Raw genomic sequence first — 16351 nt, 5'->3', positions numbered from 1 at the left:
GCCGCTTACCAGATGTGGATACGGTCCTGCGGCGCCAGATAATAGGTCTGACCCGGCTTGACGCTGAACGCCCCGTACCAGGGATCGAGGTTGCGCACGACATAGGCGCGCCACTGGCCCGGGGTATGCGGATCGGTGGTCAGCTGGTTCTTGATCGACGCCTCGCGCGCCTTGGTCTGCCAGACCTGGCCGAAGCCCATGAAGAAGCGCTGGTCGCCGGTGTAGCCATCGATCACCGGTGCCTTCTTGCCCTTCAGCGACAGCTGATAGGCGTCATAGGCGACGTTGATGCCGGCGAGATCGGCCATGTTCTCGCCGAGCGTCAGCTTGCCGTTGACATGGCTGCCGGGGATCGGCTCGTAGGCGCCATATTGCGCGACGACCTTGTCGGTCAGCGCATTGAAGCGGGTGACGTCCTGCGGCGTCCACCAGTCGGAGAAATTGCCCTTCGGGTCGAACTTGCGGCCCTGGTCATCGAAATGGTGGCTCAGCTCGTGACCGATCACCGCGCCGATCGCGCCATAGTTGACCGCCGGATCGGCGTTCGGGTCGAAGAACGGCGGCTGCAGGATCGCGGCCGGGAACACGACCTCGTTCATCAGCGGATTGGCATAGGCGTTGACCGTCTGCGGCGTCATGAACCATTCGCTGCGGTCGACCGGCTTGCCGATCTTGTTGAGCTGGCGCCGATATTCGAATTCGGCGACGCGATCGGCATTGCCCAGCACGTCACCCTTGACGACCTGCAGCGTCGAATAGTCGCGCCACTTGTTCGGATAACCGATCTTCGGCGTGAAGGCGGCGAGCTTCGCCCGCGCCTTGACCTTGGTCTCGGGTGCCATCCATTCCAGCTTCGACAGACGAATGTCCATCGCCGCGATCAGGTTGCGGACCAGCTCATCCGCTTTGGCCTTCGACTCGGGCGGGAAATACTTCTGGACATAGACCTGGCCGACCGCCTCGCCGAGGCTGCCGTTGACCAGCGCGACGCCGCGCTTCCAGCGGTCCTTGAGCTGCGGCGTGCCGTTCAGCGTGGTGCCGTAGAAGGCGAACTGGGTGTTGACGAAGGGCGACGACAGCAGCGGCGCGGCGTTGGAGATGGTGTGGAACGCCAGATATTCCTTCCACACCGGCAGCGGCGTCGCGACGATGATCTTGGCGGTGCCGGTCAGCGCCGACGGCTGGCCGACGATGACGCGGGTCTGGCTGCCCAGCCCCTGCGCGGCGAGCATGCCCTGCCAGTCGAAGCCCGGCATGGCGGTGGCGAGCTGCGCCACCTGCATCGGATTGTAGCCCTTTTCGACCTGGCGCAGTTCGGCGCGATCCCAATGGACCTGGGCGATCTGCTTCTCGAGGTCGTAGATCCGCTGCGCCGAGCCCTGCGGGTCGGGCTGGCCGGCGAGGCGCATCATGTCGGCGATATAGGTGACGTACTTGGTCCGCGCCTCGGCGAACTTGGGATCGTCCTTGAGGTAATAGTCCTTGTCGGGCAGGCCCAGCCCGCCCTGGCTCATGTAGACTGCATAGACGGTATTGTCCTTGAGGTCCTGCTCGATACCCGCGCCAACCGGCACGTCGATGCCGTGCATCGTCGCCTCGGCGAACGCCTTGGCGAGATCCGCCTGCGAGTTGATCGCGGCGATCTTGGCGAGGCGCGGCTGCAGCGGTGCTGCGCCCGCCTTTTCGATCGCGGCCTGATCCATGAAGGTCGCGTAGGTGACGCCGATCTTGTCGTTGATGCTCATCGCACCGTTGCTCGACGGGGCCGCGGCGGCGTCCTCGATCACCTGACGCGTCCGCTTCTCCGACAGGTCGGCGAGGATCGCGAAGCCGCCCCAGCTGGCGCGGTCGGCGGGGATTTCGGTGCGCTTCATCCAGGCGCCGTTGATGTAATTATAGAAGTCGTTGCCCGGCAACACGGCCTTGTCCATCGCGCTCAGGTCGACGCCGAAGTCGCCGAGCTGCGGCTTGCCCGGCGCGGTCGCGGTCGCGCCGGTCGTGGCGGTCTGGGCGTAGACGGCACCGGTGGCGGCGGAGGCAAGCAGACAGGCGGCGAGAACCGTTTTGCGCATCGTTGGTCCTTGAGAAAGTAACATCGGATACTGCGTGTTGTAACTGGTTAAGACGCCTCGTCAATCGCCAGATTTTGCGTGTCGATGCCGCCACTTACGCGCAATCCACAGCCGCCAGCCGAGCGCCGAGGCGGCGTAGCCGGCCAGGGCGCAGAGCGCCGTCAGGGTGAGCAGGCCCAGGCCGAATGCCGGCCCCTGCGCCCACAGCCAGTGGAAGGTGCTGGTCAACCAATGCAGCCAGCCGGTCGCCGCCTCCGTCACCGGCTGGGCGATGGTCGCCGCCTCGCTGCGCAGCAGCCAGGCGCCGATCCGATAGGCGACATACCACAGGAACGGCGTCGTGAACGGGTTGGTGATGAAGGTGGTCAGCGCCGCCACCGGCACATTGGCCCGGAACGGCAGGGCGAACAGCGCCGCGACGGCGATCTGCGCGACCGGGAACAGGAAGCCGGCGATGACGCCGAGCGCGACCCCGCGCGGCACCGATCGGCGGGTGAAGCGCCACAGGCCGGGATCGAGGACGCGATGCGCGACCGGGCGCAGCAGCCAACTCGATTCCATCGATTCGCGGGTGGGGAGATTGCGGTGGCCCCAGGCGGCCAGACGCTGCCAGACCGACGCCCCGGCCGCGGGCATCAGCCGCGGTCGCGCATGATGCGCGCCGCGTCTCGCTTCCAGTCGCGTTCCTTGATCGCCTCGCGCTTGTCGTGCGTCTTGCGGCCCTTGGCGAGCGCCAGCTCGACCTTGGCGCGGCCGCGGCCGTTGAAATAGACCGACAGCGGGACCAGCGTCATGCCCTCACGCGCGACGGCGCCGTGCAGCTTGTTGATCTCGCGCTCGTGCAGCAGCAGTTTGCGCGGCCGCTTCGCCTCATGGTTGAAGCGGTTGCCGTGGCTGAATTCGGGCACGTTGGAATTGACCAGCCACACCTGCCCGTCGCGCACCTCGGCATAGCTCTCGGCGATCGACCCCTCGCCGAAGCGCAGCGACTTCACCTCGGTGCCGGTCAGCGCGATGCCCGCCTCGTAGACGGTGTCGATGCTATATTCGAACCGGGCCTTGCGGTTCTCGGCGACGATCTTCTTCTTGTCGAAGGTGGCGGGCTTGGGACGCGACATTGCGATGCGATGTAGGGTTCAATCGCGCGGAGGGGAAGCGCCCTTCGGTTCAAACGAGGCCGGCGTGCGCCAGCGCCGCATCGACCGCCGCGCGCGACGCATCGGACGGCCATGTCATCGGCAGGCGCAGGCCGTCCGGGAAGCCGGGTCGCACGCGGGTCATCGCATATTTGACCGGGCCCGGCGACGCGTCGGTGAACAGCGCGTCGTGCAGCGGGTAGAGCCGGTCCTGCAGGGCGAGTGCCGCGGCATAGTCGCCGGCCTGGCAGGCCGCCTGGAACTCGGCGCACAGCCGGGGCGCGACATTGGCGCTGACCGAGATACAGCCCCTGCCCCCCATGGCGTTGAAGGCGAGCGCCATGTCGTCATTGCCCGACAGCTGGACGAACGTGTCCGGGCAAGCGGCGCGGTGCTGCGAGACGCGGGCGATCGCGCCGCTCGCGTCCTTCACTGCGACGAAGACGTCGGGGAAGGTGTTGACGATGCGGGCGAGCGTCGCCGGCTGGATGTCGGTGACGGTTCGCGCCGGCACGTTGTACAGGACGATCGGCAGCGGCGCGTCCTTGGCGAGCTGCGCGAAATGCCGGAAGATGCCCTCCTGGCTCGGCCGGTTGTAATAGGGCGGCACCATCAGCGCCGCATCCGCCCCGGCGTCGCGTGCGCGCTGCAGATTGGCGGCGGCGACCGCGGTGTCGTTGGAGCCCGCCCCGGCGATCACCGGCACCCGGCCCGCCGCCTGCTCGACGCAGATGCGGACGATGGCGAAATGCTCGTCGGCGGTCAGCGTCGCCGCCTCGCCCGTCGTGCCGCACGGCACCAAGGCGGACGAGCCCTCCGCGATCTGCCAGTCGATCAGCGCGCGATAGGCGTCCTCGTCGAACCGGCCCTCGGCAGAGAAGGGCGTGACCAGCGCGGGAATGGATCCGGAAAACATGCCGGCGCCGTGCGACTGCGCCGGGCGCGAGTCAAGCGGGCGACGGCGGCGACCGATCGGGTGAATCGGCGGATCGCCCAACGGAATCGGCGAAAAGTCGGCCTTTGTTCAGGACAGGTTGGCCGCGATCCTCTATCTTATAGCCATGCATTCACCCAGCCTTCCGCTCGGACTCCTTCTCACCGCCATCGCCGGCGTCGCTGCCGTGCCCCAGCAGGACGCACCGTCGCAAACCGATCAGCTCGATCGCTATCGGACGCAGATGGCGAACATGTCGCCGCAGGCGCCCCAGACGCCGCAGGACGGGGCGATCGCCGCGACGATCGCGCAGTGGAAGGCGCTGCAGCAGACGGACTCGCTGCCGTTCGACAGCTATGCCGGCTTCGTCATGGCCCATCCCGGCTGGCCGGGCGAGGCGGCGAACCGGCGGGCGGCGGAGCGCCAGGCGGCAAGCGGATCGCCGACCAGCGTGGTCGCCTATTTCAACCGCTTCCCGCCCCAGTCCGCGACCGGCTTCGTGGCGCAGGCACGCGCGCTGCAGGCGCTTGGCCGCGTCGGCGAAGCGCAGGCGGCGGCACGGGCGGCCTGGCGTCGCGGTACGCTGGCAGCGGCGGACGAGACGTTCGTGCAGAGCTATTTCGCCAATGCGCTGACCGCGGACGATCACGACGCGCGCATGGACGCCTTGTTGTGGCAGAATGCGACCGGCGTCGCGCAGCGGCAGCTCGCCTGGACCAGTGCGACGATGCGGCCGGTGTTCGCGGCGCGCCTGTCGCTGCGCACCAATGCGGCGGATGCGGCGACGGTCGCGATGACCGCCGCCGATCTCTACGGCAACGATCCGGGCTTCATCGCCGACCGCGCCACCTGGCTGCGCAACAGCGGTGCGGCGCCGACGGTGCGCAGCTATCTGGCGCGGCCACGGACGCTGAACGCGCGGCCGGGCAATGTCGAGAAATGGTATGAGGTGCTGCTCACCGTCGCGCGCGAGGCGGCGAACGACGGCCAGTATCAGCTCGCCTATGACATCGCGCGCCAGGTCGACGACGCCTATCCGGCCGGCACCGACGTGTCGAAGAAGCCCTATGGCGAGCGCGACGACTATACCAGCCTGGTCTGGCTCGCCGGGCAGACCGCGCTGAAGCGGCTCGGCCGGCCGGCCGATGCGATGGTGATGTTCGAACGCTATGGCCGCGGCAGCATGGCGCCGCAGACCCGTGCCAAGGGCTTCTACTGGGCCGGTCGCGCGGCGGAGGCGGCCGGCCTGAGCGCGCAGGCGAGCGGCTATTATGCGCAGGCGACCTCGTATCGGGACCAATTCTACGGCCAGCTGGCGCTGGAGCGGACCGGGCGGCCGCTGGTCGCGCCGCCGGCGATCGGCGCACCGCTGATCGCCCCGGCCGTGCGCCAGGCCTTCGCGGGGCGCGAGACGGTGCGCGCGGTGCGCTTCCTCGGGCAGGTCGGCGACTGGCAGGACCAGACCGCTTTCGTCCGCCAGATCGCCGCCGATGCCGAGAGCGAGACCGACCATCTGCTCGCCGCCGAACTGTCGCGACAGATCAACCGGCCCGATCTCGGCGTGATGGTCGGGCGCAGCGCGATGCAGAACGGGCTGACCGACTATTCCGCCGCCGGCTTCCCGACGGTGGCGGTGCCGGCCGGCTATGAGGACAAGTGGACGATCATCCATGCGATCGCGCGGCAGGAAAGCCAGTTCGATCGCACCGCGGTCAGCCATGCCGGCGCGCGCGGCCTGATGCAACTGATGCCGGCGACGGCGCGCGAGCAGTCGGGCAAGATGGGGCTGACCTACACCGCCTCGGCGCTGACCGAGGATCCGAACCTGTCGATGATGCTGGGGTCGAGCTATTTCCAGCGCATCTTCGACCTGTACGGCAGCTATCCGCTGGCGATCGCCGCCTATAACGCCGGCGGTGGCAACGTGAACAAGTGGCTGCGCGCCAATGGCGATCCGCGCACCGGCACGGTCGACATGGTCGATTGGATCGAGGCGATCCCCTATATGGAGACACGCAACTACGTGCAGCGCGTACTCGAGAATGCCGTCGTCTACGATCTGATCAACCCGGCGCGGGCGAAGAGCCGCGGCCCCGCCAACCTCAGCTGGTATCTCGGCAAGAACCGGCCGGGCTGAGCGGCGATGGACCGTCCCAATTACATCACGCCGGCCGGCTATGCCGCGCTGCGTGCCGAATATGAGCACTTGTTCGCGACCGAGCGGCCGGCGCTGGTCGAGACGATCGCCTGGGCCGCGGGCAACGGCGACCGGTCGGAGAATGGCGACTATATCTATGGCCGCAAGCGGCTGCGCGAGATCGACCGACGGCTCGGCTGGCTGTCCAAGCGGATGAAGGCGGCCAAGGTCGTCGATCCCGCCCAGCAGCAGGATCGCAGCCGCGCGTGGTTCGGGGCGACGGTGACGATCGCCGACGAGGACGATCAGGAGCGGGTGCTGACCCTGGTCGGCGACGACGAGGCGGAGGCGGGCGCCGGGCGGATCGGCTGGAACGCCCCCCTCGCGCGGGCGCTGCGCGGCGCGGCGGTCGGCGATCTGCGCCGGGTGAGTCTGCCGGCCGGCGAGAAGGAGTATGAGATCGTCACGATCGCCTATCCGCCGGGCCGCTGAACCGACGTTTTGCGGGAATGACATATAGGTGACACAAACATGCTGACGGGTCCCTTACAGGGTCCGAAGAAGTGTATTTCCGACAACAAAATCAGTGCCTTATCACTGTTATTTCGCAATGTTGCCGAATGTGTAGGGTGACACATACGTCATATACCGTGACCTAGTCATCACAGGCCTCCGCGATCCATCCAGCGGCCTCCCACGGGCCGTTTACAGGCCGCCCGCCCGCTCCCACCACGACATCCATAGGGTGCCCGCCACCGCATCGCGACACTGCGACGGGGATACGGCGGACACCATGGTGTGGAGGAGTAAGAGAATGTTCCGTGTCGCCCCATCTCGCGCCGTGCTGCTTCGGGGAGCCGCGATGACCGCGATCGCTCCCGCCGCGCTGATCGGCAGCCTGGTCATCGTCTCGCCGGCGCTGGCACAGACCGCCCCGGCGAGTGCCGACACCGCTCCCGCCCAGACCGACCCCGCGGCCCAATCAACCGCACCGGCGGCTGCGACCGGCCCCGACATCGTCGTCACCGGCACGCTGTTCCGCCGTACCGACAGCGAGACGCCGTCGCCGGTCACCGTGCTGACCGCGGACAGCCTCGCCAAGGCCGGCATCACCACCGTCTCCGACGCGATCCGCTCGATCTCGGCGGACAGCAGCGGCTCGATCCCGACCGCCTTCTCGGCCGGCTTCGGCGCTGGCTCCTCGGGCGTGTCGCTGCGCGGCCTGACCGTCAATTCCACGCTGACGCTGATCGACGGCATGCGCACCGCCAATTATCCGCTGGCGGACGACGGCCAGCGCTCGTTCGTCGACCTCAACACCATTCCCGATGCGATCGTCGACCGGGTCGAGGTGCTGAAGGACGGCGCCTCGTCCAGCTATGGCGCGGACGCGATTGGCGGCGTCGTCAACATCATCATGAAGAAGGAGATCACCGGCGTCTACGGCACCGCCGAGGCGGGGGTCAGCCAGCGCGGCGACGGTGGCGAGCAGCGCGCGACGCTGACGCTCGGCACCGGCAAGCTGTCGGACAAGGGCTTCAACTTCTACGTCAGCGGCGAATATCAGCATGACGGTGCGATCTACGCGCGCAACCGCGGCTTCCCGCTCAACACCGCCGATCTTTCCAGCATCGGCGGCGACAACAACCAGGCCGGATCGGTCGTGCCGGGGTCGACGACCAGCGCGATCGTCGCACCCTCGACGCAGCAGACGCCGGGCAATCTGCTGTCGGGATCCGGCGCGGTCAGCGGCCCGTGGCAGGTGCTCAACCCCAATGGCTGCACCGGCACCACCTCGCCGGTCAGCGGCGCGGCGGGCAACGGCTGCACGCAGAACACCGTCGCCGATTACGGGTTGATCCAGCCCGAGCAGACCCGCTTCGGCGTCACCGGCCACGCTACCGTTCAGGTCAACGACCGGACGCAGGCCTATCTGATGGCCTCCTATTTCCAAAACGAGGTGTTCGCGCCCAGCGGTCCGCCCAACATCCGGTCGGTGAACCCGACCAATACGCAGAACATCGTCCTGCCGGTGCTGCTGAGCAACGGCCAGCTCAATCCGAACAATCCCTTCGCAGCCAGCGGCCAGGTCGCGGCGATCCGCTATCTGTTCGGCGACATCGTCGGTTCGTCGGATTACAAGAACCACGTCATCCGCGGCGCGGCCGGCATCGACGGCGCGTTCGGCGACGGCTGGACCTATTCGGTGTCGGGCACGGTCGCGCATTCGTGGCTCGACATCACCCAGAACGGCTATCTCAACCTCAACGCGCTGACCAACGCGATCAACACCGGCAGCTACAATTTCGTCGATCCGACGCAGAACAGTGCGGCGGTGCGCAGCGCCCTGGCGCCCGCGGTGCGGACCCAGGCGACCAGCGACCTCGACATGATCCAGGGCGTGATCACCAAGGATCTGTTCCAGCTGCCCGGCGGTCCGCTGCAGCTCGGCGTCGGCGGTTCGTTCCGCTACGAGGCGCAGAACGATCCCAACCAGAATCCGAGCCTGGCGACGATCGGTCTCAACCAATATTCGGCGACGGGTCACCGTACGGTCGAATCCGGCTATTTCGAGGTCAATGCGCCGGTGCTGACCAGCCTCGAGATCAACGGTTCGGGCCGCTTCGATCATTATGAGGAGGGCTACAACAAATTCTCGCCGAAGATCGGCGCCAAGTTCACTCCGTTCAAGCAGCTCGCGATCCGCGGCACCTTCTCCAAGGGCTTCCGCGCCCCGAGCTTCGCCGAACTGAGCGGTTCGGTGATCGGCTTCACGTCGGCGAAGGCACCCTGCTCGATCCAGCTGCAGCATGGCGCGACGGTTCCGGCAAGCGGCACCGGCTGCACCGGCGGCAGCTCGTACAACCAGAGCTATTCGATCGGCTTCGCGACGGTCGGCGATCCGAACATCAAGCCCGAACTGTCGACCAGCTTCACCGGCGGCATCGTGTTGCAGCCGAAGCGCTGGCTGAGCTTCACGGTCGATTATTACAACATCAAGAAGACCGACGTGATCACCGGCGGGCCGCTGTCGAACCAAGCGCTCGCCGCCTTCTACGGCAACGGAACGATGCCTGCCGGCTATTCGGTGACGCCGGACTCGATCGACCCGGCCTATCCGAACGGCCCGCTGCGCGCGCTCTTCGTCAATTCGCCCTTCGCCAATGCCGCGGCACTGAAGACCTCGGGTATCGACGCCTCCGCACTAGTCACGCTGAAGCCGCGCGACGACATCCGCTTCACCAGCCGGGCCGAAGCGACCTACATCCTCCACTATCTGTTCAAGTCGAGCGCCGACCAGCCCTATGCGGACTTCGTCGGGACGCAGTCGCCCTATGTGACCTCGTCGGGCGCGGGCACGCCGCAATGGCGCGGCAATTGGCAGAACAGCATCGAGGCGGGTGCCTATGCGCTCACCGCGACCGCCTATTACGTCTCGGGCTACAAGGCGGTCGGCTATGACCAGTTCGGCGACTTCTCGTGCGCCAACAGCAGCACGTATCAGGGCAGCGACCCGAACTTCAACTGCCATGTCCGGCGCTTCATCGACGTCGACCTGACCGGCAGCGTCAAGGTCAACGATCGCTTCACCTTCTACATGAACGTCATCAACCTGACCGATGCCAAGGCGCCGCTCAACGCCGGCAACTATGCCGCGGTCAATTACAACCCCACCTATACGCAGGCCGGCGCGATCGGGCGGACGTTCCGCTTCGGTGCGAACATCCACCTGTAAGCCCGTCTCTCGCGTCCCTCGCTCGGGTGCGGGTGGCCCTGCCACTCGCACCCATCTTTTTGCCCACGTGGATTTTCGTTGACCGATCCGCGATCGCCCGCGACCACTCGCGGATGACCGACGCGCCCACCCGCAACATCGCCCTGCTGATCGACGCCGACAACGCCAGCTGGCATGCCATCGACCCGGTACTGACCGTGCTGGCCGAATTGGGCACGGTGAATGTCCGGCGCGTCTACGGCAATTGGACCAAGCCGGGGCTCAAGGGCTGGCGCGACATGACGGTCAAGCATGGCATCGAGCCGCAGCAGCAATTCGACCTGACCAAGGGCAAGAACGCCACCGACATGAAGATGACGATCGACGCCATGGACCTGCTGTTCCGCGGACGTATCCAGGGCTTCGGCATCATGTCGTCGGACAGCGACTTCATGCCGCTGGCGATGCGCATCCGCCAGGACGGCATTCCGGTCTACGGCTTCGGCAGTGCCAAGACGCCAGAGGCGTTCAAACAGGCCTGCACCCGCTTCATCGACGTCGACGCGCTGATGACCCCGGTACAGCCCGCCAAGCCGGTCAACGTCGACGTGCCGATCGGCGAATCGCTGCCTGCGGCCATCGGGACCAACACTGCCACCCCGCCGGCCAAGCCGAAGCCGATCGACCCGGAACTGGTCGCGTTGCTGATCGACGTCTATGGGTCGGTGAAGCGCGACGAGAAGGGCTATGTCAGCCTGTCGGCGATGGGCCAGCTGGCGGGCAATCGCTCCAGCTTCGACGTGCGCAACTACGGATATCGCCGGTTGGCTGACCTGATCCAGGCGGTGCCGAATTTCCAGACCGAGCGACGTGAGGACGGACGGATGTTCGTCAAGCGCGTGCGCTAGGCGGAGGCTATCGGGCGGGCGCTCGATGGCGTTCGGGGTGCTCTGCCGCCCAGAAGCGGAATACGGCACTCTGCAGCGCCGCGATATGGGCGGCGGCCTCGGCCCCTTCCCAGGCACCCGTATAGCCGCGGTCCGACGTTCCGATCCACCAGCCCTGCCCCGGCAGCCCGTCGCTCTCCCGCACCACCAGCACCGCCAACCCCGGCTCGCCGCGCGTGGCGCCATCGGCGTCGATCGCGTCGAGCGTCTTGCACAGAGCCCGCATCTTCGGTCGCGTGAAGCGATGCCCCAGCGCCCGGAGCAACTCGCTGTAGCTCAACGCCCGGCCGTCGCGCGCGGCGGCGACGAGCAGCGACCGGACCAGCGCCGTGTCGGCGATCGTTCCCGGCCCCTGCGCGGGTTCGAACCCATTGGCAGCGAGCCAGCCGCCCAGGTCATCCCCGTGCGGCCGGCCCGTCCCCATCAGCGGGTCAGCTTCTTGTAGGCGAGGCGCGTCGGACGGTCGGCGGCATCGCCCATGCGGCGCCGCTTGTCCTCTTCGTAGCTCTCGTAATTGCCCTCGAACCATTCGACATGGCTGTCGCCCTCGAAGGCAAGGATGTGGGTGCAGAGGCGGTCGAGGAAGAAGCGATCGTGGCTGATGACGACGGCGCAGCCCGCGAACGTCTCCAGCGCCTCTTCGAGCGCGCGCAGCGTCTCGACGTCGAGGTCGTTGGTCGGTTCGTCGAGCAGCAGGACGTTGCCGCCCTCCTTCAGCATCTTGGCCATGTGGACGCGGTTGCGCTCACCGCCCGACAGCTGGCCGACCTTCTTCTGCTGGTCCTGGCCCTTGAAGTTGAACGCGCCGACATAGGCGCGCGTGCCCAGTTCCTGCTTGCCGAAGCGGAAGATGTCGAGCCCGTCGGAAATCTCTTCCCAGACGTTCTTGTTCGGATCGAGATGGTCACGACTCTGGTCGACATAGCCGAGGCGGACGGTCGAGCCGACTTCGATCGTGCCGGAATCAGGCTGGTCCTGGCCGGTGATCAGCTTGAACAAGGTCGACTTGCCGGCGCCGTTGGGGCCGATGACGCCGACGATGCCGCCCGGTGGTAGGCTGAAGTCGAGATTCTCGAACAGCAATTTGTCGCCATAGGCCTTGGTCAGGCCCTTGGCCTCGATCACCTTGCCGCCGAGCCGCTCGGGGATCTGGATCAGGATCTGCGCCTTGCCGACCGCACGATTCTCCTGCGCCGCCATCAGCTCGTCGAACGCGCGGATACGCGCCTTGGACTTGGTCTGGCGGGCCTTGGGAGTCTGGCGCATCCAGGCGAGTTCGTCGGCGATCGCCTTCTGGCGGCCCTGCTCCTCGCGCTCTTCCTGCTCGAGGCGCTTCGCCTTCTTCTCAAGATAGCCCGAATAGTTGCTTTCGTAGGTGTAATAACGGCCGCGATCGAGCTCGAGCACCCAGTTGACGACATTGTCGAGGAAGTAGCGGTCGTGGGTGACGAGGATGACGTTGCCGGTATATTCCTTGAGGAAATTCTCCAGCCAGGCGACGCTTTCGGCGTCGAGGTGGTTGGTCGGCTCGTCGAGCAGCAGGATGTCCGGCTTTTCCAGCAGCAGCCGGCACAGCGCGACGCGGCGACGCTCACCGCCGGACAGGTTGGTGACCGGCGAGTCGGACGGCGGGCAGCGCAGCGCTTCCATCGCCTGTTCGAGCTGCGAATCGAGGCTCCAGCCGTCGGCGGCATCGATCTCCGCCTGCAGATCGCCCATCTCGGTCATCAGCGCGTCAAAATTGGTGTCGTCCTTGGGATCCCCCATCTCCGCCGAAATGGCGTTGAAGCGGTCGATCTTCTCGACGATCGGGCCGGCGCCGAGCCGGACGTTCTCGATCACCGTCTTGTCCGGATCGAGCTGCGGCTCCTGCGGCAGATAGCCGACGCGCACCCCCTCCGCGGCCCAGGCTTCGCCTTGGAAATCCTGATCGATGCCGCCCATGATCTTCATCAGCGTCGACTTGCCCGAACCGTTCGGACCGATGATCGCAATCTTGGCGGACGGCAGGAACTGCAGGTGGATGTTGTTGAGCACGGGCTTGTTGGCGCCCGGGAAGGTCTTGGTCAGACCCTTCATGACGTAGGTATACTGGACGGCCATGTGCCGACGGCTCCTGATCGAGAAGACTGGGGGATTTTGCCAGCGCATGTAGCGAGCGGCGGGGCGTCACGCAAATGCCGCGCTTGTGCTCCGCCACGCATCGCGTCACACCCCGCAGCCAATTGGAAACACAGGGGACCATCATGAGCCGTGCCGCCCTCGTCCTGGCGCTCGCCGCCGCCACCGCCCTGCCCGCCGCGGCGCTCGCGCAGCGGGCGGCGCCACCGGTTCCCGCCAAGGTCGATCCCAGGGTGGCGGCGCTGCGCGACGCCGCGCTCAAGGACGAAGTTGCCTGGGACATCGTCGAGGGGCTGACCACCGAGGTGGGCCAGCGGCTCGCCGCCACCGAGGCGGAGGCGCGCGCTCGCAACTGGGCGGTGATCCGGCTGAAGGCGCTCGGCTTCAAGAACGTGCGGGTCGAGGAATATCAGATGCCGGTATGGCTGCGCGGCGAGGAGCGGGCGGAAGTGGTCGCTCCCTTTCCGCAGACGCTGAAGCTGGTCGCGCTTGGCAATTCGGGTGCGACCCCACCCGCCGGGATCACCGCGCCGGTCGTGGTGTTCCGCAGTTATGGCGAACTCGCCAACGCGCCGGCGGGCAGCCTGGCCGGCAAGATCGCCTATATCGGCAACGCGATGGAGCCGACGCAGGATGGGTCGAGCTATGGCGCCTATGGCCCTGCCCGCTTCGTCGGTCCGGCGCTGGCGGCCAGCAAGGGGGCGATCGCGACGGTGATCCGCTCGGTCGGCACCGATCACCATCGCAATCCGCACACCGGCGGGACCAACTGGCCCGAGGGCGTAACGCCGATCCCGGCGGCCGCCCTGTCCGTCCCCGACGCCGAGCTGCTGGAGCGGATGGCGGAGCGCGGCAAGCCGATCACGCTGAAGCTGGTGCTGACGCCGCGCTTCGCGGGCACCGGCACGTCCGGCAACGTCATCGCCGAGGTGCCGGGCACCGATCCCAAGGCCGGCGTGGTGCTGATCGGCGGCCACCTCGACAGCTGGGACCTTGGCACCGGTGCGATCGACGATGCCAGCGGCGTTGCGATCACCACCGCAGCCGCCAAGCGCCTGCTCGACGGCCCACGCCCGCGCCGCACCATCCGCGTCGTGTGGTTCGGGGCGGAGGAGCCGGGCGGCTATGGCGGCAAGGATTACGCCAGCAAACATGGCAGCGAGCGTCATGCCACCGCCGGCGAAAGCGACTTCGGCGCCGACCGCGTCTGGCGGTTCGAGGTCAACCTGCCCGACAGCGCCAAGCCGATCGCCGACCGATTGCAGACTGCGCTGGCGCCGCTCGGCATCAGCCGCGGCGCGGGCGTCGGCGGCGACGGCACGGACGTCGGCCCGACGCTGGCGCTCGGCGTCGCGGCGATCGACCTCAACCAGGACGGCACCCGCTATTTCGACACGCACCATACGCCCGACGACGTGCTGGACCGGATCGACCGCGAACAGCTGCGGCAGAACGTCGCGGCGTGGACGACGATGCTGGCGGTCGTCGCCAATGCGCCGGAGGAGATTGGCAGCGTCACGCCGCGCCGCTAAACCACTGATCGCGCACCCGTGACGGACCATCGTCGGCGTAACGACTTGCCTCAAATCGGCCGCATTGGTTGCTGTCACATGAATTTGGTGATTGACCGCGGGGAGTCGTGCGGTATTTGGGCCGTCTCGCGTCGGCAATCGGGCCGGCCGCGAACCTGTATATTGCTTGGGAGCTATCGAATGAAGAAGATCGCTTTCGTTCTCGCTGCCGCCGGCCTGATGTCCGTCGCTGCGTGCTCGAAGTCGCCGGAAGCCGCCGCCGTTGAGAACAACGCGGACATGCTGGCCGACAACATGGAGATGCAGGCGGACAACATGGACGCCCTCGCGGACAACACCTCGAACGCCACGGCTTCGGCAGTGCTCGAGAATGCGGCCGACAACATGAACGCCGCTGCCGACAACGTCCGCGACGCGGCCGACGCGAAGGCCGACAACATGTAATCGGCCTGCGTCGGGTCCGCCCGGCGCGCCGGTGCATCGTTGCACCTTCTTTGATCAAGGGCGCCTTCCTCCAGCAGGGAAGCGCCCTTTTTCTTTGCCCAGCGCTGCGCTAGGCGGGGAACCATGGTGGGGCCTGTAGCTCAATGGTTAGAGCTGGCCGCTCATAACGGCTAGGTTGCGGGTTCGAGTCCTGCCGGGCCCACCAAATGCTTGCACCGGGCGCAATGAGCGCCTAGTCGGCAAGCCGCTCGTCGGGGAGTGGCGCAGTCTGGTAGCGCGCCTGCTTTGGGAGCAGGATGTCGCAGGTTCGAATCCTGTCTCCCCGACCATCCCATCGCGTCATTCGCATGACGAAGCCCTCGCCGTGCGGAGCGGATGCCCGGCGGTATGGACGGGAGCAGCCGCAGCCTCCTGAACGCCAGCATGGCTAGCGACGGCGCTGGGCGGGCGCTATCGGTGCATTGGGCTGCCGGTCGGTTCCGGAAAACCGGTCTAGCGTTGGGTGTCGCTCGGACGACGCGTGATCTTCCTGACAGCGATCCTGCGGCAAGGCTGTCAGTTCGTGCCGCTGATCGCCGCCTGGACGATCAATCGCGGGAAGACCGTCTCCAGCGGCTTGGTGTCCGGCAGGATGTAGACATAGCCGCCCTTGCGCCCGAACAACGGCTTCACGCTCTTCGTGTAGAAAGCGATCGGCACGTTGATGCAGCCGAAGGTGATCCGGTTGTCGTCCGGCGTCGGCGAGAGCATGCGCTCGCGACGATGTTCGCTCTTCTTGCCTGGCGTCGGGATCGGATGGAGCGCGACCGACGTGGCATAATCCACCCACAGCACCCGCTGGCGTCCCGCGGCCGGGCCGAATTTCGCGAGAAACCGTCCCGCCGGCGTCGTCTTTTCCGCGGGGCCGATTTCCGACAGGTCCTTGCTGCCGACGCCGGGCGTCGCATCGTCGCCGACGGCGATGCCGATCAGCACCGGCGCCCGGCCCAATTCCATGCCGGCGCCGTCGTAGAGCACCATCGACGCATTCGTCTTGTCGATGATCACGTATGGAAGACCGCGGTTGTCGCCGGAAACCGACACCCAGTCCGCCACCCGGATCGCGGCCGAGGAGAGCTCCAGCGCTGCGGGCATCACCGAAGGCGCTGCTTGCTCGACCGGTGGCGGCGGGACCGGGCGTTTCCGCTCGGGGCCCATCGCCGTCGAGCCGGCGAGCGCCAGAAGAAGTGAGATCATCGGCAAGGGCGCTCTACACGAAAGGCCAGCGTCGCATGGCGGCGACGCTGGCAGGTTTTAGCCGAACAGGGTCGGCG

The 16351-nt window shown here is 67.0% G+C and carries 13 protein-coding genes and 2 tRNA genes; 8 read left to right on the top strand and 7 right to left on the bottom strand.

The features are described from left to right. Positions 1-5: 5 nt before the first annotated feature. Genes ACU5AX_RS01980 through dapA form a run of 4 tightly spaced genes read right to left on the bottom strand, consistent with a single transcriptional unit; the run spans position 6 to position 4124 of the window. Complete coding sequence (locus ACU5AX_RS01980; RefSeq protein WP_446689450.1) at positions 6-2072, bottom strand: M13 family metallopeptidase; 2067 nt, start codon at positions 2070-2072, stop codon at positions 6-8. 60 nt (positions 2073-2132) lie between these two features. Then, complete coding sequence (locus tag ACU5AX_RS01975) at positions 2133-2708, bottom strand: DUF2062 domain-containing protein (RefSeq protein WP_446689449.1); 576 nt, start codon at positions 2706-2708, stop codon at positions 2133-2135. Then, on the bottom strand, positions 2708-3190 hold the full coding sequence (gene smpB / locus ACU5AX_RS01970; protein ID WP_198352978.1) for an SsrA-binding protein SmpB: 483 nt from the start codon (positions 3188-3190) through the stop codon (positions 2708-2710). Before smpB ends, ACU5AX_RS01975 begins: the two co-directional genes overlap by 1 nt. Before the next feature lie 49 nt (positions 3191-3239). Continuing rightward, on the bottom strand, positions 3240-4124 hold the full coding sequence (gene dapA, locus ACU5AX_RS01965; RefSeq protein WP_446689448.1) for a 4-hydroxy-tetrahydrodipicolinate synthase: 885 nt from the start codon (positions 4122-4124) through the stop codon (positions 3240-3242). A gap of 145 nt (positions 4125-4269) precedes the next feature. On the opposite strand from dapA, the gene ACU5AX_RS01960 reads away from it, so the two are divergent. From ACU5AX_RS01960 to ACU5AX_RS01945, 4 genes are all read left to right on the top strand, one after another. Further along, positions 4270-6279 (top strand): lytic transglycosylase domain-containing protein, encoded by a 2010-nt coding sequence (locus ACU5AX_RS01960; protein ID WP_446689447.1) that lies wholly within the window; start codon positions 4270-4272, stop codon positions 6277-6279. Positions 6280-6285: 6 nt separating this feature from the next. Continuing rightward, positions 6286-6771, top strand: coding sequence for a transcription elongation factor GreB (gene greB, locus ACU5AX_RS01955; RefSeq protein WP_446689446.1), 486 nt, complete (start codon positions 6286-6288; stop codon positions 6769-6771). Between the two features lie 370 nt (positions 6772-7141). Further along, positions 7142-10015: a TonB-dependent receptor plug domain-containing protein gene (locus tag ACU5AX_RS01950; protein WP_446689445.1), complete on the top strand. Its 2874-nt coding sequence runs from the start codon at positions 7142-7144 to the stop codon at positions 10013-10015. A gap of 113 nt (positions 10016-10128) precedes the next feature. Continuing rightward, complete coding sequence (locus ACU5AX_RS01945; RefSeq protein WP_198352983.1) at positions 10129-10902, top strand: NYN domain-containing protein; 774 nt, start codon at positions 10129-10131, stop codon at positions 10900-10902. Positions 10903-10909: 7 nt separating this feature from the next. Here the strand turns inward: ACU5AX_RS01945 and ACU5AX_RS01940 are convergent, their stop codons facing one another. Next, complete coding sequence (locus ACU5AX_RS01940; RefSeq protein WP_446689444.1) at positions 10910-11365, bottom strand: ribose-phosphate pyrophosphokinase; 456 nt, start codon at positions 11363-11365, stop codon at positions 10910-10912. Continuing rightward, the gene (ettA, locus tag ACU5AX_RS01935) at positions 11365-13044 is read right to left on the bottom strand and encodes an energy-dependent translational throttle protein EttA (protein WP_446689443.1); all 1680 of its coding nucleotides are present in this window, start codon (positions 13042-13044) and stop codon (positions 11365-11367) included. The genes ACU5AX_RS01940 and ettA overlap by 1 nt, the downstream gene beginning before the upstream one ends. 143 nt (positions 13045-13187) lie before the next feature. Here ettA and ACU5AX_RS01930 point away from each other — a divergent pair, with 143 nt between their 5' ends. The 4 genes from ACU5AX_RS01930 to ACU5AX_RS01915 all read left to right on the top strand — a co-directional run bounded on the left by ACU5AX_RS01930 (position 13188) and on the right by ACU5AX_RS01915 (position 15367). After that, positions 13188-14594 carry a M28 family peptidase gene (locus tag ACU5AX_RS01930; RefSeq protein WP_446689442.1) on the top strand — a complete coding sequence of 469 codons (1407 nt, stop codon included), beginning with the start codon at positions 13188-13190 and terminating at the stop codon, positions 14592-14594. A gap of 180 nt (positions 14595-14774) precedes the next feature. Next, entirely contained in the window at positions 14775-15038 is a 264-nt protein-coding gene (locus tag ACU5AX_RS01925; RefSeq protein ID WP_198352986.1) for a hypothetical protein, read from the top strand. 129 nt (positions 15039-15167) lie between these two features. After that, positions 15168-15243: transfer RNA gene (locus ACU5AX_RS01920), tRNA-Ile, on the top strand. A 47-nt stretch (positions 15244-15290) separates the two neighbouring features. Further along, positions 15291-15367 (top strand) — tRNA-Pro (locus ACU5AX_RS01915). Positions 15368-15593: 226 nt separating this feature from the next. Here the strand turns inward: ACU5AX_RS01915 and ACU5AX_RS01910 are convergent. Then, positions 15594-16274: a hypothetical protein gene (locus ACU5AX_RS01910; protein ID WP_446689441.1), complete on the bottom strand. Its 681-nt coding sequence runs from the start codon at positions 16272-16274 to the stop codon at positions 15594-15596. Positions 16275-16351 lie beyond the last annotated feature (77 nt).

Source organism: Sphingomonas benefaciens (assembly GCF_052907485.1).
This window is presented reverse-complemented; position numbering and strand designations above follow the sequence as displayed.